The organism is Enterobacter sp. BIDMC 30 (assembly GCF_000534355.1).
In the GTDB taxonomy this organism is placed as follows: Bacteria; Pseudomonadota; Gammaproteobacteria; order Enterobacterales; family Enterobacteriaceae; genus Enterobacter; species Enterobacter ludwigii.
On the sequence record NZ_KI973169.1, the window covers coordinates 1,949,443 to 1,966,270 of the forward strand.

The 16,828-nt window shown below is 56.4% G+C and carries 11 protein-coding genes, 2 tRNA genes and 2 pseudogenes; 5 read left to right on the top strand and 10 right to left on the bottom strand.

The features are described 5' to 3' along the window. Positions 1-56: 56 nt before the first annotated feature. The gene (gene shiA / locus L466_RS13145) at positions 57-1,373 is read right to left on the bottom strand and encodes a shikimate transporter (protein ID WP_032680659.1); all 1,317 of its coding nucleotides are present in this window, start codon (positions 1,371-1,373) and stop codon (positions 57-59) included. 191 nt (positions 1,374-1,564) lie between these two features. Between shiA and ldtA the strand changes: the two genes are divergently transcribed. Then, entirely contained in the window at positions 1,565-2,464 is a 900-nt protein-coding gene (gene ldtA / locus L466_RS13140; protein ID WP_032680660.1) for a L,D-transpeptidase, read from the top strand. Between the two features lie 61 nt (positions 2,465-2,525). On the opposite strand, the gene L466_RS13135 is transcribed toward ldtA, so the two are convergent. Then, positions 2,526-2,601, bottom strand: a tRNA-Asn gene (locus L466_RS13135). 320 nt (positions 2,602-2,921) lie between these two features. Between L466_RS13135 and nac the strand changes: the two genes are divergently transcribed. Then, on the top strand, positions 2,922-3,839 hold the full coding sequence (gene nac, locus L466_RS13130; protein WP_014170773.1) for a nitrogen assimilation transcriptional regulator NAC: 918 nt from the start codon (positions 2,922-2,924) through the stop codon (positions 3,837-3,839). Between the two features lie 96 nt (positions 3,840-3,935). Then, complete coding sequence (gene cbl, locus L466_RS13125; RefSeq protein WP_032680661.1) at positions 3,936-4,886, top strand: HTH-type transcriptional regulator Cbl; 951 nt, start codon at positions 3,936-3,938, stop codon at positions 4,884-4,886. Positions 4,887-5,174: 288 nt separating this feature from the next. Here the strand turns inward: cbl and L466_RS0122375 are convergent. Next, positions 5,175-5,390 (bottom strand): annotated as a pseudogene (locus L466_RS0122375) (glutathione S-transferase); the annotation flags it as partial. Here L466_RS0122375 and L466_RS13120 point away from each other — a divergent pair. Next, positions 5,379-6,179 (top strand): annotated as a pseudogene (locus L466_RS13120) (LysR substrate-binding domain-containing protein); the annotation flags it as partial. The pseudogenes L466_RS0122375 and L466_RS13120 sit on opposite strands and share 12 nt — an antisense overlap. Before the next feature lie 43 nt (positions 6,180-6,222). On the opposite strand, the gene L466_RS13115 reads toward L466_RS13120, so the two are convergent. The 6 genes from L466_RS13115 to L466_RS13090 all read right to left on the bottom strand — a co-directional run bounded on the left by L466_RS13115 (position 6,223) and on the right by L466_RS13090 (position 14,429). Next, positions 6,223-6,298 (bottom strand) — tRNA-Asn (locus L466_RS13115). 164 nt (positions 6,299-6,462) lie between these two features. Next, complete coding sequence (locus L466_RS13110; protein ID WP_032680662.1) at positions 6,463-8,652, bottom strand: TonB-dependent siderophore receptor; 2,190 nt, start codon at positions 8,650-8,652, stop codon at positions 6,463-6,465. A 26-nt stretch (positions 8,653-8,678) separates the two neighbouring features. Beyond that, positions 8,679-10,004 (bottom strand): lysine N(6)-hydroxylase/L-ornithine N(5)-oxygenase family protein, encoded by a 1,326-nt coding sequence (locus tag L466_RS13105; RefSeq protein ID WP_020883310.1) that lies wholly within the window; start codon positions 10,002-10,004, stop codon positions 8,679-8,681. Next, entirely contained in the window at positions 10,001-11,743 is a 1,743-nt protein-coding gene (iucC, locus tag L466_RS13100) for an IucA/IucC family protein (RefSeq protein ID WP_032680664.1), read from the bottom strand. Before iucC ends, L466_RS13105 begins: the two co-directional genes overlap by 4 nt. Continuing rightward, positions 11,740-12,687: a GNAT family N-acetyltransferase gene (locus L466_RS13095; RefSeq protein ID WP_032680665.1), complete on the bottom strand. Its 948-nt coding sequence runs from the start codon at positions 12,685-12,687 to the stop codon at positions 11,740-11,742. The genes iucC and L466_RS13095 overlap by 4 nt, the downstream gene beginning before the upstream one ends. Next, positions 12,687-14,429, bottom strand: coding sequence for an IucA/IucC family protein (locus tag L466_RS13090; RefSeq protein ID WP_032680666.1), 1,743 nt, complete (start codon positions 14,427-14,429; stop codon positions 12,687-12,689). The genes L466_RS13095 and L466_RS13090 overlap by 1 nt, the downstream gene beginning before the upstream one ends. A gap of 138 nt (positions 14,430-14,567) precedes the next feature. On the opposite strand from L466_RS13090, the gene L466_RS13085 reads away from it, so the two are divergent. Beyond that, positions 14,568-15,779 carry an MFS transporter gene (locus tag L466_RS13085; protein ID WP_032680667.1) on the top strand — a complete coding sequence of 404 codons (1,212 nt, stop codon included), beginning with the start codon at positions 14,568-14,570 and terminating at the stop codon, positions 15,777-15,779. Here the strand turns inward: L466_RS13085 and mtfA are convergent. Further along, a complete protein-coding gene (gene mtfA / locus L466_RS13080; protein ID WP_032680669.1) occupies positions 15,776-16,573 on the bottom strand; it encodes a DgsA anti-repressor MtfA in 798 nt (265 codons plus the stop codon). The two genes, L466_RS13085 and mtfA, sit on opposite strands and share 4 nt — an antisense overlap. Positions 16,574-16,828: the final 255 nt, after the last annotated feature.

Genomic DNA, 16,828 nt, shown 5'->3' on the forward strand with positions numbered 1-16,828 from the left:
ACAGGTGTGCGACTCTACCCGATAGTATGTCACACGCCTGTGAAACAAAAGTGAGATCAGGTGTGGCTCGTCTCTTTCATCAATAACGCCGTCGCCGCTGACAGCAGGCAACCGGCCAGCAGATAAAGTGCCACACTGTGCCAGTTGCCCCCGGAGAAGGTCACCAGCGCGGCGGCAATAAATGGCGTAAACCCGCCCCCTACCACGCTTGCCACCTGATAGCCTACGCCCGCGCCGCTGTAGCGATAGCTCGCCCCGAACAGTTCGGTAAACATGGGCTGCTGCACGCAGACCACCATATCGTGGGCGATGTTAGCGAGCATGATGGCAAAGAAGACAATCCAGAAGATCGACTGTGCCTCCAGCGCCATGAAGAACGGCCAGGCGCTGAGGGTGCCAATCAGCGCCCCGGTGATATAGACGCGACGGCGACCAAACCTGTCCGCCAGCCAGGCGAAGCAGGGGATAGTCAGGCAGCTGATCCCGCCGACCAGCAGGCCAATGTTCAGGAACAGCTCGCGGGGCAGACCGAGATTTTGCGTTGAATAATTGAGGGCAAACGCGGTCACGATATACATCGTCAGCAGTTCGCACAGGCGCAGGGCAATAATTTTCAGAAAAGCGCCAGGATGCCGGACAAGCGCTTCCATCACCGGCAGCCGTTTTCTGGCAACGGGCGGTTCTTGCCGCTGTTGTTCGAACTCAGCAGATTCTTCCATGCCGTTGCGGATCCACAGGGCAGCGACAACCAGCACGATGCTGAAGATAAACGGAATGCGCCAGCCCCAACTCAGGAATTGTTCATCGGTGGTGAAGTGGCTCATCAGCGACACCAGCCCGGTGGAGAGCAGCAGACCTACGCCATAGCCCACCTGCACGCCGCTGCTGTAAAACGCTTTCTTGTTCTTTGGGGCACTCTCAACGGATAACAGCGCCGCGCCACCCCATTCGCCGCCTACCGCGAAGCCCTGAATGGCGCGCAGCGTAACCAGCAGCACCGGCGCCCACCAGCCAATGGTGGAAAATGAAGGGAGAACGCCAATCAGCGCGGTGGCGATGCCCATCATCCAGACGGTGAGCATCAGCATGCGTTTGCGACCGAGACGGTCACCGAAGTGGCCGAAGATCACTCCGCCCAGTGGACGAAACAGGAAGCCGACGCCAAAGGTGGCAAACGCGGCGAGCGTACCCATTGCCGGGCTAATCTGGGGGAAGAATTCGCGGTTAAACACCAGCGCGGCAGTAATGCCGTAAAGCAGAAAATCATACCAGTCGACGACGGCACCCGCGAAGCTGCCGAGGGCTGCGCGGCGGGCACGATTGAGCGAAGGTGTCTCCTCGTTGGGATGTGTGGAGGTGAGAGTGGAGTCCATAGTTGTCCTGTCTGCACGTATTTCTAATTATTGGTATAAGAAAAGGTCACTCACATAGCCACCGTCATATAAACGGAACGTATGAGACTACCGCGCCAGGGCGCGTGTGCAAACTGATTTTATTTCCTGATGGGTAATGCAAAGCGGCTACGCTATGCTTAGCAAATCAAGGTGCGACTGAGGAAGGGAATATGTGTCGTATAAATGTGTTGAGTTGTCTTGCTGCATTACTTATCAGCCAGAGCGTTCAGGCGGTAAGTTATCCTTTACCGCCGACAGGCAGTCGGCTGGTGGGCACTTCGCAAACCATTACCGTGCCGGATCACAATACGCTACCGCTCGAAGCGTTTGCCGCGCAATACGGGCAGGGTCTGAGCAATATGCTGGAAGCGAACCCGGGCGTGGATCCTTTTTTGCCTAAATCCGGTACGCAACTGGTGATACCCCAGCAGCTGATTTTGCCTGACACCGTCCGCGAGGGAATTATCGTTAATGCGGCAGAAATGCGCCTCTACTATTACCCACCAGGCAGCAATACCGTTGAAGTGTTACCCATCGGCATTGGTCAGGCCGGGCGCGAAACCCCGCGAAACTGGGTCACGGCGGTAGAACGTAAGCAGGAAGGCCCCACCTGGTCTCCTACGCCGAATACGCGCCGTGCCTATGCGGCAGAGGGGAAAACGCTGCCTGCATTCGTGCCCGCTGGACCCGATAACCCAATGGGACTGTATGCGATTTATATTGGCAGGCTGTATGCCATTCACGGGACAAACTCCAATTTTGGCATCGGACTGCGGGTGAGCCAGGGGTGTATTCGTCTGCGCAATAACGACATTAAATATCTTTTCGATAACGTCCCGGTAGGCACCCGTGTGCAGCTTATCGATCAGCCCGTTAAAGTGACGACAGAGCCGGACGGCAGCCGCTGGGTAGAGGTGCATGAACCGCTATCACGGAACCGGGCGGAATTTGAATCGACCCGGAAAGTGCCTTTGCCGATATCAGCCTCGCTGCGAACCGAGCTTGTCAACGAGGGGGCGGGCGCGGAACTGGAACGTCGGTCAGGGATGCCGGTTAAGCTCAGCAACTGAGGGCTATTTTACCTGCACCAGAAAAGCAAAAAGCCTGCTATAAAAGCAGGCTTTTCAAATTTGGCTCCTCTGACTGGACTCGAACCAGTGACATACGGATTAACAGTCCGCCGTTCTACCGACTGAACTACAGAGGAATCGTGTGAACGGGGCGCATATTATCGACGTCAGCCGGCCTTGTCAAAGGGTGGATCAACGCCTTTTGATCGTTTGCTGACAAAATCAGCAAAATGGCGTTTTTGACGCCGGAATGCACCGTAATGGTGCGCACATACCCCTAATGGGGCAGATCATAAACTGCTGTTTCAGTAATAAAACCGCTGCTTATGATTAGCTTTCCTTATTTTCAGCCGCTTAGCGACAAATCAGACCTCTTCGTAAAACTGGCATTCATATTGCAAAACCCTATCAACAATGAAAAGCCAGTACCGGCACAGCATTTCGAACAGGGGGCAAAATGAACTTAAGACGACTGAAATACTTCGTAAAAATCGTCGATATCGGCAGCCTGACTCAAGCGGCGGAAGTGCTGCATATCGCGCAGCCTGCGCTGAGCCAGCAGGTGGCTACTCTGGAAGGCGAGATGGATCAGCAGCTGTTGATCCGCACCAAACGTGGCGTGACGCCAACGGAAGCAGGCAAAATCCTGTATACCCATGCGCGCACCATCCTTCGCCAGTGCGAACAGGCGCAGCTGGCGGTGAATAACGTGGGCCAGACGCTGAGCGGCCACGTATCCATTGGGCTGGCTCCGGGAACGGCCGCGTCCTCTATTACCATGCCGCTGCTGCAGGCCGTCCGCGCAGAGCTGCCAGAAGTGCTGGTTTACCTGCATGAGAACAGCGGTTCTGTGCTGAATGACAAACTTCTTAGCGGCCAGCTGGATATGGCGGTGCTGTACGACCGCTCACCGGTGGCCGGGATCACCAGCCAGCCGCTGCTGAAAGAAGATCTCTACCTTGTGGGCACCCGCGACTGTCCGGGGCAGAGCGTCGATCTGACGGCCGTTGCAGAAATGAATCTTTTCCTGCCACGTGACTACAGCGCGGTGCGCGTGCGTGTGGATGAAGCGTTTTCCCTGCGCCGCCTGACGGCAAAAATTATCGGTGAAATTGATTCCATCTCCACGCTAACCGCCGCTATAGCCAGCGGTATGGGTGTGACCGTTCTGCCAGAATCCGCAGCACGTTCGCTGTGCAGCGCGGCCAACGGCTGGATGGCGCGCATCACCACGCCTTCCATGAGCTTACCGCTGTCGCTGAATATGTCCGCGCGCGGATCGCTGTCACCTCAGGCGCAGGCGGTAAAAGAGATTCTGATGTCGCTGGTCAGCAAACCGTCTCTGGAGAACCGTGAGTTGCAGCTGGTGAGTTGATATTCCATAAAAGCATAAGATGCTGGTTTTTATTATTTGTTCTGCAGGTCGGCTGACTCTAACAATAGCGTTATGTCAGATGCGCCGGAGTGAATCGTGAATTTCCAGCAACTTAAAATTATCCGTGAGGCGGCCAGGCGGGACTACAACCTGACCGAGGTCGCCAATATGCTTTATACCTCTCAGTCCGGCGTCAGTCGCCATATCCGCGAGCTGGAAGAAGAACTGGGGATAGAGATTTTTATCCGTCGCGGCAAGCGTCTGCTTGGCATGACGGAGCCGGGAAAAGCCTTGCTGACCATCGCGGAGCGGATCCTCAACGAGGCCAGCAATGTGCGTCGCCTGGCGGATCTCTTTACCAATGACGCCTCGGGCGTCCTCACTATCGCCACCACCCACACCCAGGCGCGTTACAGCCTGCCGTCGGTGATTAAAGCCTTCCGTGAACTTTTCCCTGACGTCCGTCTGGAGCTTATCCAGGGCACACCGCAGGAAATTGACGTGCTGTTGCAAAACGGTGGGGCAGATATCGGCATTGCCAGTGAACGCCTGAGCAACGATCCGCAGCTGGTGGCTTTCCCGTGGTTTCGCTGGTACCACAGTCTGTTACTTCCCGTCGACCATCCGCTGAATCAGGTTACGCCACTGACGCTGGAAGATATCGCGAAATGGCCACTGATTACCTACCGGCAGGGTATTACCGGACGCTCGCGCATTGATGAAGCCTTTAACCGCAAAGGCTTAACGCCGGATGTGGTGCTGAGTGCACAGGACTCTGATGTAATCAAAACCTACGTCGAGCTGGGGCTGGGCATTGGTCTGGTGGCGGAACAGTCCGGTGGTGAACGCGAGACGGAGAACCTGGTACGACTGGATACGCGTCATCTCTTTGATGCCAATACCGTATGGCTCGGCCTGAAGCGTGGACAACTGCAGCGCAACTATGTGTGGCGCTTTATCGAACTCTGCAACGCCGGGCTGTCCGTGGAGGAGATTAAACGTCAGGTGATGGAGCCAGAAGAAGTGGCGATTGATTATCAGATTTAAGCCCCTTATAGCACCCGTCGCCGTCGACAAGAAGCACAAGCCTGCAATTAAAGCAGGCTTTTTTATTGAAACCGTTTAATTTCCTGACCGCTGGTTCTCAAGAATACCCTGATGAATAACGATACCTTGTGACGTCATAATATTGCTTTATATTGAAATGTTTCTCATGTTTTCCATTGGGTTACATATAAGAATAAATAAAGAAATATGATTCTTTTAGATGATGATAATACTCGCGTGCGGCAAAAAAAAGGGGCTGAAAAGCCCTATAACACGCCGAGCGAAGCGTTAACTAAAAGGGTATTTTTTAAATGCCGCCTGGTTTTCGAAAACGTCGGCTACCGCTTGAATCTTTTTAAAATCCCCGGCGTTAACGACGTGAGGGATCATTGACTGAATAAATGTCCAGATAACCGTACTGGTGACAGCAACCTGATCGGCCACCGCGTTTTCCGGACGGGCTTCCAGCAGCGCGTTCCATTCCCGACAGGCAGCCAGCAGATTAAAGTGCTGGAGGAAATGGTGGGGGTGAAGCTGTTTATCCGTTATGGGCGAGGGGTGCAGATCAACGAAGAGGGGCGTCTCTACGCGTTACAGGTGCGCGAAGCGCTGAATCATATCGCAGATGCCACCCGGTTAGTGCAGGTGAAACCGAGAATACTGGAACTGACGCTGGCGATGGTGCCGTCTTTTGGTTGTCACTGGTTGTTGCCGCGTCTGGAGCGGTTTCGGGAAAAATATCCACACATCACGCTGCGGATCCAGGCCAGTCTGACGATCACCCGCATGCAGCAGGAAGGGATAGATGTGGCGATACGCATGGGGAAAGGTAATTGGGAAGGAAGCGACTGCCATTATCTTTTTTCAGATGAACTGATTGTGGTTGCAGCACCCGGTTATAACGGCGGCGTCCTCCCGGTAACGCCAACTGAGGTGGCGAAGAGTAAAATCATATTCTCCATGGAGTCGTGGAAAACCTGGTGTTTCAATGCGGGACTGGAAAAAGATATTGTGCCCGGCGGGTTATGCATTAACGACTCAAATTTAGTCCTTGAGGCTGTCAGACTCGGTAAAGGTATCGCGCTGGAGCGTCGCTCTCTGGTACAGGATGCCATCACCCGGGGCGAGCTGGTCCAGCTTACCTCTTTCACTGCACCTTATCCCTGGCCTTACTGGCTGGTGACATCGCAGTTAAGGGAAGCGAAACCGGAGGTGGCTCTCTTTAGTGAGTGGCTGGATGAGGAAGTGGCGGCCTGGCGTCAGTTGACAGGGGCTGTGGAAAGTAATGGCTAACAGAAAAGCAAAAAGCCTGCTTTAAAAGCAGGCTTTTCAAATTTGGCTCCTCTGACTGGACTCGAACCAGTGACATACGGATTAACAGTCCGCCGTTCTACCGACTGAACTACAGAGGAATCGTGTGAACGAGGCGCATAGTATCGACCTCAGTTCGTCTTGTCAAAGGGGGAAAACGCACTTTTCGTTCGTTTGCCGACAATTTCAGCAAATCGCTGATTTTATAGCAAATTCGCGCTGAAATTACACAGCAAATTGCGCCGCCCGCAGGCGGCGCGCAGGATTAGAACAGTACGGAGTAGTTCAGACCAAACGTACGGCCACGGCCTTTATAAGTATACAGACCTGGTGCACCGTAGGTTGGGCTATACAGCCCCGGCGCACGCTGACCCCAGGCGGTGGTGTAGTCTTTGTCCAGCACGTTTTCCACGCTGAAGCTCACTTTACCCACCGGCAGGTCGTAGCTGCCCAGGAAGTCGACCGTGTTATAGCCATCGATCTTCTTACCGTCGGCATCTGACACGTCAAAGGTCTGCGTACTCTGCACGCGCAGGGTCCAGTCGCCCGGCGCCCAGTTGACCCAGGCGCTGGCTTTCGACGGGCTGGCGCTGTCTACCGTCAGCTTCTCCCATTTACCGTTCTCGCGGGTTTCAGACTTAATGGCGTTAAAGTTCGCGCCGGTGCTCCAGTCGCTGTCGGTGAAGAAATAGTCCACCTGGCCTTCAATCCCGTAGATACGACGCTTGTCGTCTTCGAGGTTGATGGTCATGTCCGTTTTGTTGATGGTGATGGTTTTGTCCGAGAGCGAGTAATACGCCGCAACCTGCGTGCGCAGGTTGTCGCCGGTGTAGCGCCAGCCCAGCTCATACGCGTTAACCTTAATGCCGTCCAGCGTCGAGTCGTTCACGTTCACGCTGTTCAGCAGGCGATAGTGCCCGTCGACAAGCTGGTAAGTACCGGAGCCGTAGTACTTCGCCAGGTCCGGAATTTCGAAGCCCTGGGAGAAGTTAAACCACAGCTGCTGCTGTTCGGTCAGACGGCCAAGGATCCCGGCGTTGAACAGGAAATTGTTGTAATTGGTTTTCCCGCCCGGTACCGCATCAGCCGATGTGGCTTTCCCGTTAGCGATGGCCTGTTGCTGGGTATAACCAACGAAGTCATCCACCTTGTTTTCGGTGTACTGATAGCGCACGCCGCCGCTCAGGGTAATGGCATCAATGTCGTAGCTGGCCTGCAGGAACGGGGCGAGGTTGGTAATGCTGTAACCCGGGTAACGGCCCACGTTATAGGCGTTCTCCAGATCCATGCCGCCGCTTGCTGCCGCTTTATCCAGGTTGAAGAACTGCTGGTTAGCGTCGAAGGTTTCGTGGTCAGCATCCACACCCCAGGTCAGCGTTAAATCATCCATCGGTTTGCTGTTCAGCGTCAGCTTGCCGCCGTAAAAATCGGTTTTCTGCTGCGACGCACCGATGCTGCTCACCACGCCTTTGGTCAGTGTCGGGAACGGGTAGTAGGTCAGGCTTTCGTCACGATAGTAAATCTGTGCGACCAGATCCTGGCCCCAGAAATCGGTGTTGGAGTACTGCAGGTTAATCAGATGCCGCTCTGTGCCCGGCAGGCGGTCAGAGTTCAGGTTGCCTTTATTGTAGGCTTTGGCATCACCCGTAACCGCGGAGAAGTTTTCCCCGAGGAACAGGCCGTGCTTCCCGTCGGACTCGCTCTTGTAGTATTGCGTCGTAAGCTGCAGCTGCTGGTGATCGTCGATGTTGAGGGTGCCTGTTCCCATCACATCCAGACGGTCGGAATATTGTAATCCGGTCTGGGTGTTATCAATAATCACCTCGCTGCCTTTGCCGTCGTACCAGCCGCCGTAGCGCTGATACGATACTGACAACCGGCCAGAGGCATTGTCGTTGCCGCCGCTCACCGCGGCTGACACGTTCTCATCGTGATCGTTATGGCTGTTAAAGCCACTCTTTGCTCCGGTCTGGAACTCCACTTCGGTATCAGGCTGGCCTTTTTTGGTCACGATATTCACCAGACCGCCGGTACTGCCACCACCATAAAGCGAGGTGGCACCTGAGATCACTTCGATACGGTCAATGTTGAACGGATCGATAGAGTCGAGCTGGCGGCTGTCGCTGCGGGAGGAGTTAAGACGCACGCCATCCACCATCACCATCATGGAACGACCGCGCAGGTTCATACCGTAGTTGGTGCGGCCCTGGCTGCTGACGTCCATGCCCGGGATCAACTGCGCCAGTACCTCTTTAATCTCTTTTCCACCCTGAACCTGCTGTTCAATCTCAGCACGCTCAATAACCCAGGTAGTCTGCGCCATCTCCGCCACGCTGCGGTGCGCGCGGCTGGCGGAGACAACAATATTTTCTTCCTTTTGTTCTTCCGCCCACGCAGAGGTAGAAAGCATTGCAAGCAAGCAAGGATTTAAAACCCAAAGATGAGAACGTTTCATTGTTATGTAGTTCCTGAATGTGTGTGTCAGTACTCGGTGGTTCTTGCTAAAGATTGATAAACCTGGCTGCTGTCCGGGCGGGGAGTGCTTCGCCAGTGGATCACGCCAGGGGTGGTGGCCAGCTCAAACGGCTCGTCGTCGTGCGCGCGATTCAGAATTCGCGCGGCGCGCCAGGCCATCAGGCTGAGCTGGGGTTCGGCAATGCCAAGACGGTGCATCCCGGCATTCACGGCGAACAGGCGGTTGCTCTGCGGACCGTCCCATTCAAGGGTGAAATCATTGTTGATGCAGAAGGTTTCGTCGGCGTCCAGACGCAGGCGATGGGAGAGCGGTGCCAGAAACGCAGGCTGCACGGTGCGATAGCCGGTCGCGAAAATCACCACGTCGGTATCGAGTTGTTCACGGCCGCCGTCAAGGTGATGCTGTAACGTCAGGCGCTTACCGTTCTCCTGCTGCGCGATCGCGGTGACCGAGCGAGAGGGCAGGAGGTGTGCCCACGGTTTTTCCCGCAGCACTTCGAAGCGGTGATACATGGCGCGATAAATCGCCAGTAGAGACTCCGTGGTGATGCCGTCGGAGGTCATCTTCTGCTCGTGCAGCATCTGACGACGCGCCTCTTCGCCAAGCGTGGAGAAGCTGTCTACATATTCCGGCGTGAAATACTCGTTGGCGAAAGCCGCTTCATCCAGCGCGTTATAATTGTTGCGTCGGGAAACCCAGTTCAGGCTCAGTGGCTGACCCCACTCCCCGCGGAAGATATTCAGAAAAAGATCTGCACCACTCTGACCTCCGCCGACGACGGTGACGCGCTTGCCCGCTAAGTCCGGCGTGCGCAGCATCATCTCGCTGGCGTGGAAGCAGCTGTCATCCTGCGCCGGAGCGCAGTCAGGCAGGTTAATCTGTTTGCCAATTCCCACGCAGACGTGACGCGCCAGGAAGCGATCGCGCTGAGTCACCACGTCGAACAGACCGTTTTTTTCATCAAAACTGACCTGCTGTACCTGCTGGCTGAAGGACAGGTTGGTGAGGTTTTCCGCGGCCCAGCACAGGTAATCGGCAAACTCTTCGCGAGAGACGGTACGCTGCTCGGTGGTCAGAAAACGATAGAACTTTTTACGCTGCACCAGATAGTTAAGAAAACTGTGGCGATTGGTGGGTTCCACGGCGCTCACCAGATCTTTCAGGAAGCTGGTTTGCATATGGCAGTCCGGCACCATCATGCCAGGGTGCCAGGAGAAATGCGGCTTGCGTTCAAGAAACAGCGAACTAAAACCGTCCAGTCCCTCAGCCAGTGCGGCGATGCTGAGGTTAAACGGGCCAATACCAATGCCGATGAAATCATACGTTTTCATTGCGCTGACTCCTGGGAGACCAGAAAAAGAGGGTTATCAAGATCGGTGACATAGTTCGGCAACATGCGGCTGCCGCCGTCGTGTTCGGAGAAGGTCAGTTTGACCGGGTTGAGGATCACGCGAATAATTTGCGGCTTAAACAGATCAAACTTCGCAAAGCGTTCGGCGAGATCGGGATGCGCGGCCATATAGCGGCGCAATACCTCGGCCAGGATCTGGTAGAAACGGGTTTCGCTGACGCCGCTTTGCAGGGTAAGGCGTGAAATAAACCGCAGCACCGTGACAAAGTTACCGGTTTGCAGATCGTGAATGATGTAATCCGCACTCAGGCGCGCCGTGACGGACTTCACCTGTTCAGGCAGGCTTGCTGCCTGCGGGAAATCTTCATCCACCAGGCGCATGTCCCCCTGGAAATCTTTCAGCAGGATGCGTTGCGGGGTGGCGTCTTTCATCACCAGCGTCACGTTCTGGCCGTGGGCGATAAGCGCCACGCCGTAGCGGCAGAGCAGGTGATAGAAGGGGATGACCGTCGCGTCAAAGAGCTTTTCCAGCCAGGCTTCAGCGGTCAAACCGGATTGGGCGATCCATGCGTCAATCAAGGGGCGTCCGGCGTTATCGCTCTCCATCAACGCAGCCATCAGCACCGCTTCTTCACCCTGCTGAAGATAACAGGACGGATTTTCGCGCCAGATAACCCCCAGCATCTCCTGATAACGGTAAGGCGCTTTCGGCAGCGCGGCGTAACCCGGGTGGGAAAGATACCCGGCCGCGGGCTCGCCAAGCACCTGCGCGCCACAGCGAATAAGCGTGGCATCGCTGGCGAACTGCTGCTGTAACCAGCGTGAGGCCAGCGGGCCAGCGGCAATGTACTTACCCGGAATACCGCGATAGCAGGAGGTGTTGTAAATGGTCAGCGGCAGCTTGATGTCAAACGGCGCGCGGCGGCTGGCATTGGTGAGGGTACGCAACGATTGCTGCGCCAGGTACTCGTCGCCAAACTCGCCCAGCGCAACCATTTCGCCGCGCGCGAGTTGCGCCAGGAAATGGACAGCAATCTTTTGTTGCCACTGCCACGGATGCAGCGGCACGGGCAGCCAGTTATCATCAAGATCCAGCGCCTGCCAGCGGGCATCAAACCGGGCGCGCTCGGCGTTATCCATGGCGCTCGCCAGCAGGGTATTGATATCGCAATCAACATCGCTGCTCCAGACCAGGTGCGCACGTTGCACGGCGACCCAGTGCAGGCGAAAACGGCCACGGTATTCCGGAGCATACTGGCGTAGCGCATCCAGCCCCCAGCCGCGGCGTCCCTTGTTAAAGATAAACTTAGGATGGCCGCTCATCAGGCACTGTAATTCGTCCGGGTCGAGATGAATGAGCGCATCAGCATCCAGCGTTTCGCGCGCCTGTAACAGCTGAATATCACCCCGCAGCGTGGCATAGAGATCTTCCAGATGCTCCGCGGTCTGCGCGTCGCTCATCTCCAGTACCGTCGCAAGCTGCAGCAGTGCAGTTTCTGCGTCCACTGCCTTACCGCTGACGGTGGTCAGGCTCGCGGGGTCGATATGCAGCCAGCCCCAGAACCCGCGCGTGGCCTGGAACTGCCAGGTCTCCGCGCTCATGGTGATTTGCCAGCGATTGTCTGCCAGCTGCCGGGCGCTCAGGGTGCGTTCATATTCCAGTTCGGCGAGGATCTTCGCCACCATGTCGCGGTTCACTTTCTGCCAGTACACGTTCACAGTCCCACCTCGCTGAAGAAGCGGTGACGCTGGTTCATGATGAGGCGCGAGCGTTTATGCGGGAAGTCGAACTCTTTCACGGTTTCGAAACCGGCAGACGAAAGATGGCGGAACAGGCGCTGGTTGTCGAAACGCGGCTCGGCAACGATGCGTGTTGTGCGTGGCTCATCCAGCCACAGATAATGGCTCAGACCGCGCAGCCAGCTGCGGATATACTGCGCGCCGCGCCAGTTTTCTTCCCCAACCAGCATGTGCAGGCCGCGGTCAAACGGCTGCCAGCGATAGTGACGGCCAATACGGTCTTCCGCCGCCCAGTAAATTTCAAAGTAGCCGAACGGCTGGTCATCAAAGCAGCCGATAAGCGGATAACAATAGGTCGAGTCGAGCTGACGGTGCAGGTAATTTTCCTGCTCCGCCTGCGGGCCGGCCATCTCCCAGAAGGCGTTAACGCGTGGGGTGTTCATCCAGCGGGTGAAACGTTCGCCGTCCTGCGCCACATCGGCCACGCGGAAACTCAGGATGCGTTTAATCTGCGGGTCGTAACGGCGATAGACTTCACCTTGCGGGCGGTGAGGGCGCAGCGGGAAGTAAAGCTGACGGCTTTCATCGAACTGCATGCCGCCGTGGTTCTGGGGCCGTTCTCCCTGCAGCCACAGGGGTAACTGCCAGAACGTTTCGCGCGCCAGATAATCTCCGCTGGCAAGCGTAAACAGCGCCTGCGCCTGCGGTTCATCCTGCCAGGCGGACCAGGGGAGCGTGACGCCGGTCAGTGCCGGTGCGGCGATAAACAGCTGATCCAGCGCGTCGACTAACCAGCCTTCCGGGATACCACCCACGCGCTCAAGCACTGCGCTGCCGTCGAGACCTAACGTCAGGGGCAGAGTGTTCTCCGTTGCGGTGCAGCGAAAGCCATAACCAGAATGGACGATATTCGCGTTTGCCATCACGCCTTCTCCTTGTAAAACGGGTTGCTAAAGTCGAAATAGATCACTGCCGGATCGGCGATGGTGTTTTCGTTGCGATCGTGCAGGTAGCAGAAAAAGTTGCCTTTACAGTTCCAGGTTGGGCTGTCGAGCACGTAGTCGAGGCAGCGGGTCTGTTTCGCTGTTTTGCGTAATTCGGCCAGTGCGTCACGCACCTGCGCCATCAGGCTCTCTTCGCTGTCGAAACCGGCGGCGGCGAGGGCGGCAGTCACGGCAAGCGTTGAGTTCAGCAGCAGGTAGTAGGGGAAGTAGCGCAGCAGCTGGCTTTCGCCAAAACGGTTTTCCACATCATGTTCACCCGCCTCTTTTAGCCATTCATCGGCCCCTTCAGTCCAGGCGCTGCCCTGACAATCGCGGTAGATCAGCCCGACGGGGAAATCCTGCTGCATCTCAACGAGGATATTTTGCTGGTGCGCCAGCAGAACCAGGCCGTAATCCGCTTCCGCGCTAAACAGCGGAAGTAAAACGCGATCGCAATACGCCTGCACCCAGCAGCGCGCAGCCTCGGCGAGGGGTAAATCCAGGCGCTGGCTCAGACGACGTACCGCCGCAACCAGCAGACTGTCACCTCCGTCCGGGGCCGCCTGCGTCAGGCTCACCAGTACGTTGGTCTGGCTCTCTGGCGTCTCGAACAGCAGGTTCACGCGCAGGGCCATCAGGCTCTCTTCCTGGATGATGCCATTTTCATCACGCAGCCCCGCCCAGCCGTCTTCCTGCATAACACGCAGGATCGGGTAGCGTGCCTGTAAGGTCTGCCAGCGCGCTGTCTTAGCCAGACGCGCCAGGCGCATACCGCGTTTAACCTCTTTCACCGACAGCGTGCGCACGGAGTTGGTCAGGCGCACGCTGAGGGAAAACTTGATCATGTCGCTGTTGGTTTCGCTGTACAGCGAGCGTGAGGAACTGGTGGGCAGCCACTGCGCGCCCGCTTCGCCCAAATCCTGCAGGTCGCCGTTAGCCACAAGACGCTGGCACCAGGCCTGACCCAGCAGATGCTCGGCCTGCCACGGATGCATCGGCAGCAGCCAGCAGGTATCGGTGAAGTGACCGAGGAGCTCAGGGGCACTCTGCGCTGCGAAGCGCAGCAGGCGTTCGCGAAGAGAGACGGCCAGGCTGTCGCCGGCAATCAATTCACGCTTAACCGCAAACCAGCGCAGCGGGAAGCGGGAGGCAAAATCAGGCAAATAGCGGCGCGCTTCACTTTCGTTAAACGGCTCGTGAGATTTGGGGGCCGGGTGAAACGCATGCCCCACCAGCAGCGCCTGTTCTGCTTGCGCAAAATTCAGCGGTTTGTCACGCAGGTTTGCCCAGTTGTGGCGCAGATCTATGGCCTGCCAGGTGTGGGCATGGCTTTCAAGGGCGCGTTGCTTAAAGCGAGCCAGCGTTTCGGTATCGAGTGAGCCTTTAACTGAAGGTTTTTCCAGAATTAAGTCAATCAGTTGCGTGAAAGTGACGGCGTCACCGCTGTCGCTGTCGCGCTGGATAAGCATCGCCGGAAAGTGATACTGATGATGCTGAGTCGGTGAGAAATAGCGTACCGGAACCCGAATGGCCTGGGTTGAAGAGAGCGGAATATGAATCTGCGATAGCTCATCCGCAACGGTAGCGGGGAGATAGCGCCAGTCCTTCGTTTCACGCAACAGGGCGTTCAAAAAACACTGGGCCGCAACGTCTGTACCGGCGGAGCGGGGCAGAGTACGCATAGGTGTACCTCATTCCATGATTGATAATAATTATCGTTATGATATGCATTCTGTTTACAGTCGCAACTATTTTTGCAATATTTGTTTTCATAAACTTCATGATTTCCACACATTTATTGACACTATGTTCACATTCTCATGCGCACTTACCCTGAAACACTGACGGAAAACCTCACCCCGAAAGCGAACTGGCCACTGGCGTTATGCGCCGGATTGTTAGGTATTGGGCAAAACGGTTTGCTGGTCATGCTGCCGCAACTGGTCACCCTGACCGGGTTATCGCTCTCCGTCTGGGCGGGGCTGTTAATGTTCGGCTCCATGCTCTTTTTACCCGCATCGCCGTGGTGGGGACGCCAGAGTGAGCGACACGGCTGTAAGGTCGTGATGCAGGCCTCGCTAAGTGGCTATCTGGCGAGTTTCGTCGTGATGGCGCTGGTGGTCTGGGCGATGGCAAGCGGGATGATGAGTGCTGTCTGGGGGCTGGCGGGCCTGATCCTCTCGCGTACGCTGTACGGCCTGACCGTCTCAGGGCTGGTGCCCGCGGCTCAGACATGGGCCATTCAGCGCGCGGGTCTGGATAAACGCATGGCCGCGCTGGCGACCATTAGCTCCGGCCTCAGCTGCGGTCGTCTGCTGGGGCCGCCGCTGGCGGCGATGATGCTTAGCGTCAATCCGGTGGCACCCCTCTGGTTGATGGCGATTGCACCGTTTATCGCTCTCCTGCTGGTCCTTCGAGAGGTCGCCGATCCGCCGCTGCCGCCGGTCGCGCATCAGGCGACGCGTGTGCAGGTTTCAATGCTGCCGTACCTTGTGCTGGCGTTGCTTCTGGCCGCACTGGTGAGCCTGATGCAGCTTGGCCTGTCACCGCATCTCAGCCCTCTGCTGGACGGTAACCCACGAGAGGTGAGCCATCATGTCGCGCTGCTGCTGAGTCTGGCCGCGCTGGCAACCCTCGCTGCGCAATTTCTAGTGGTCCGTCCGCAGCATTTCAGCCCGGTGACATTGCTCTGCCTGGCCGCGGTACTGATGGTGACGGGACTGGGGCTAATGTGTATTGCCGGTCTGGTGTTGTTCTACGTGGGAATTGTCATGACGTCGCTGGGAGCCGCCATGGCGACGCCGGGATACCAGCTGCTGCTGAATGAACGGCTGACCACCGGAAAAGGGGCGGGAGTGATTGCCACCAGCCACACGCTGGGCTACGGCCTGAGTGCGCTGCTGGTGCCTGTCGTCACGCGTTTATTTGGCGAGGTATTTTTAACGCAGGCCGCCTGGGTGATGGCGCTGATGTTTCTGGTGATGAGCCTATGGGTACGGGCGGTCAATCGTACCCATGTCGACCCGTCTTAATGGAGCTGGTGAGATGAATTGCCGACAGGATCCTCATTTTGCCGCAGACGCAGCAGAGGGTCTTGCTGATAAAACTGACAGAACCGTTGCCACAGGGCCGGGAAACGGGGGGCGAAAAGCTCAGGCGCGCTAAAGAAATATTCTGACAGCACCGCAAAGCACTCCGCAGGATCGGTTGCCGCATAGGCATCGATGCTGGCGGCACTTTCGCCCACCAGATCTATCTCATCCTGGATATTATCCATTGCCGCATGCAGATCGTGTTCCCAACCTGCAACCTCACGAAGCGGGATCAGCGGTACACCGCTGGCACGATCGCCGTTGCGGGTATCCAGCTTATGCGCCACTTCGTGAATGATCAGGTTAAAGCCTGATGCGTCGAACGAGTCCTGAATATCAAGCCAGTTCAGAATGATCGGTCCTTGCTGCCAGCTTTGCCCGGACTGCACCACCCGCTGGTTATGCACCAGGCCGAAATCGTCCTGCCATTCATCGTCCACCACAAACGGTGCTGGGTAGATGAGTACTTCATGGAAGCCATCCAGCCACTCAATACCGAGTTCCAGTACCGGCAGACAGAAAAGCAGGGCGATACGCGCGTTTTTCAGGGGATCCAGCTCGAAGCCCTGCAGCGGAACCAGACGTTTTTGCTGCAAAAAGCGATCCGCCAGTTGAACCAGTTTTGATTGTTCATCCGGCTGAAGATTAGCCAGAACAGGGATCGCCAGCGCTTCATCCCACGGCAGCGCCATATTTCGGCCAGCGTCATTCGTTTTCCAGGGCCACTTAATCATCGCTTTGCTCGCAAACTCGTCACTTGAACAAAAGGGGAAGGTAAGGTTCTGTTAAAATGCCAGACATTCGGTCATTGCTTCAATTCCAGCCTGGATAAACTATCACTTCGTACGTAACGGTGGATAGCGGTTTGCTGGTATCACCTTCATTTTGTGAACTCAGTCGAAGCCTAATCTTATGACACTTACCCCATTATGGTCAGCGTGAAAACCAACTCCTTAAGGGATTTCGGCGCTTCACCGGTTGCGGCAGGA

Coding starts and splice junctions, on each gene's coding strand:
- shiA (WP_032680659.1), bottom strand. CDS start 1,373: ATGGACTCCACTCTCACCTCCACACATCCCAACGAGGAGACACCTTCG.
- ldtA (WP_032680660.1), top strand. CDS start 1,565: ATGTGTCGTATAAATGTGTTGAGTTGTCTTGCTGCATTACTTATCAGC.
- nac (WP_014170773.1), top strand. CDS start 2,922: ATGAACTTAAGACGACTGAAATACTTCGTAAAAATCGTCGATATCGGC.
- L466_RS13110 (WP_032680662.1), bottom strand. CDS start 8,652: ATGAAACGTTCTCATCTTTGGGTTTTAAATCCTTGCTTGCTTGCAATG.
- L466_RS13105 (WP_020883310.1), bottom strand. CDS start 10,004: ATGAAAACGTATGATTTCATCGGCATTGGTATTGGCCCGTTTAACCTC.
- L466_RS13095 (WP_032680665.1), bottom strand. CDS start 12,687: ATGGCAAACGCGAATATCGTCCATTCTGGTTATGGCTTTCGCTGCACC.
- L466_RS13090 (WP_032680666.1), bottom strand. CDS start 14,429: ATGCGTACTCTGCCCCGCTCCGCCGGTACAGACGTTGCGGCCCAGTGT.
- L466_RS13085 (WP_032680667.1), top strand. CDS start 14,568: ATGCGCACTTACCCTGAAACACTGACGGAAAACCTCACCCCGAAAGCG.
- mtfA (WP_032680669.1), bottom strand. CDS start 16,573: ATGATTAAGTGGCCCTGGAAAACGAATGACGCTGGCCGAAATATGGCG.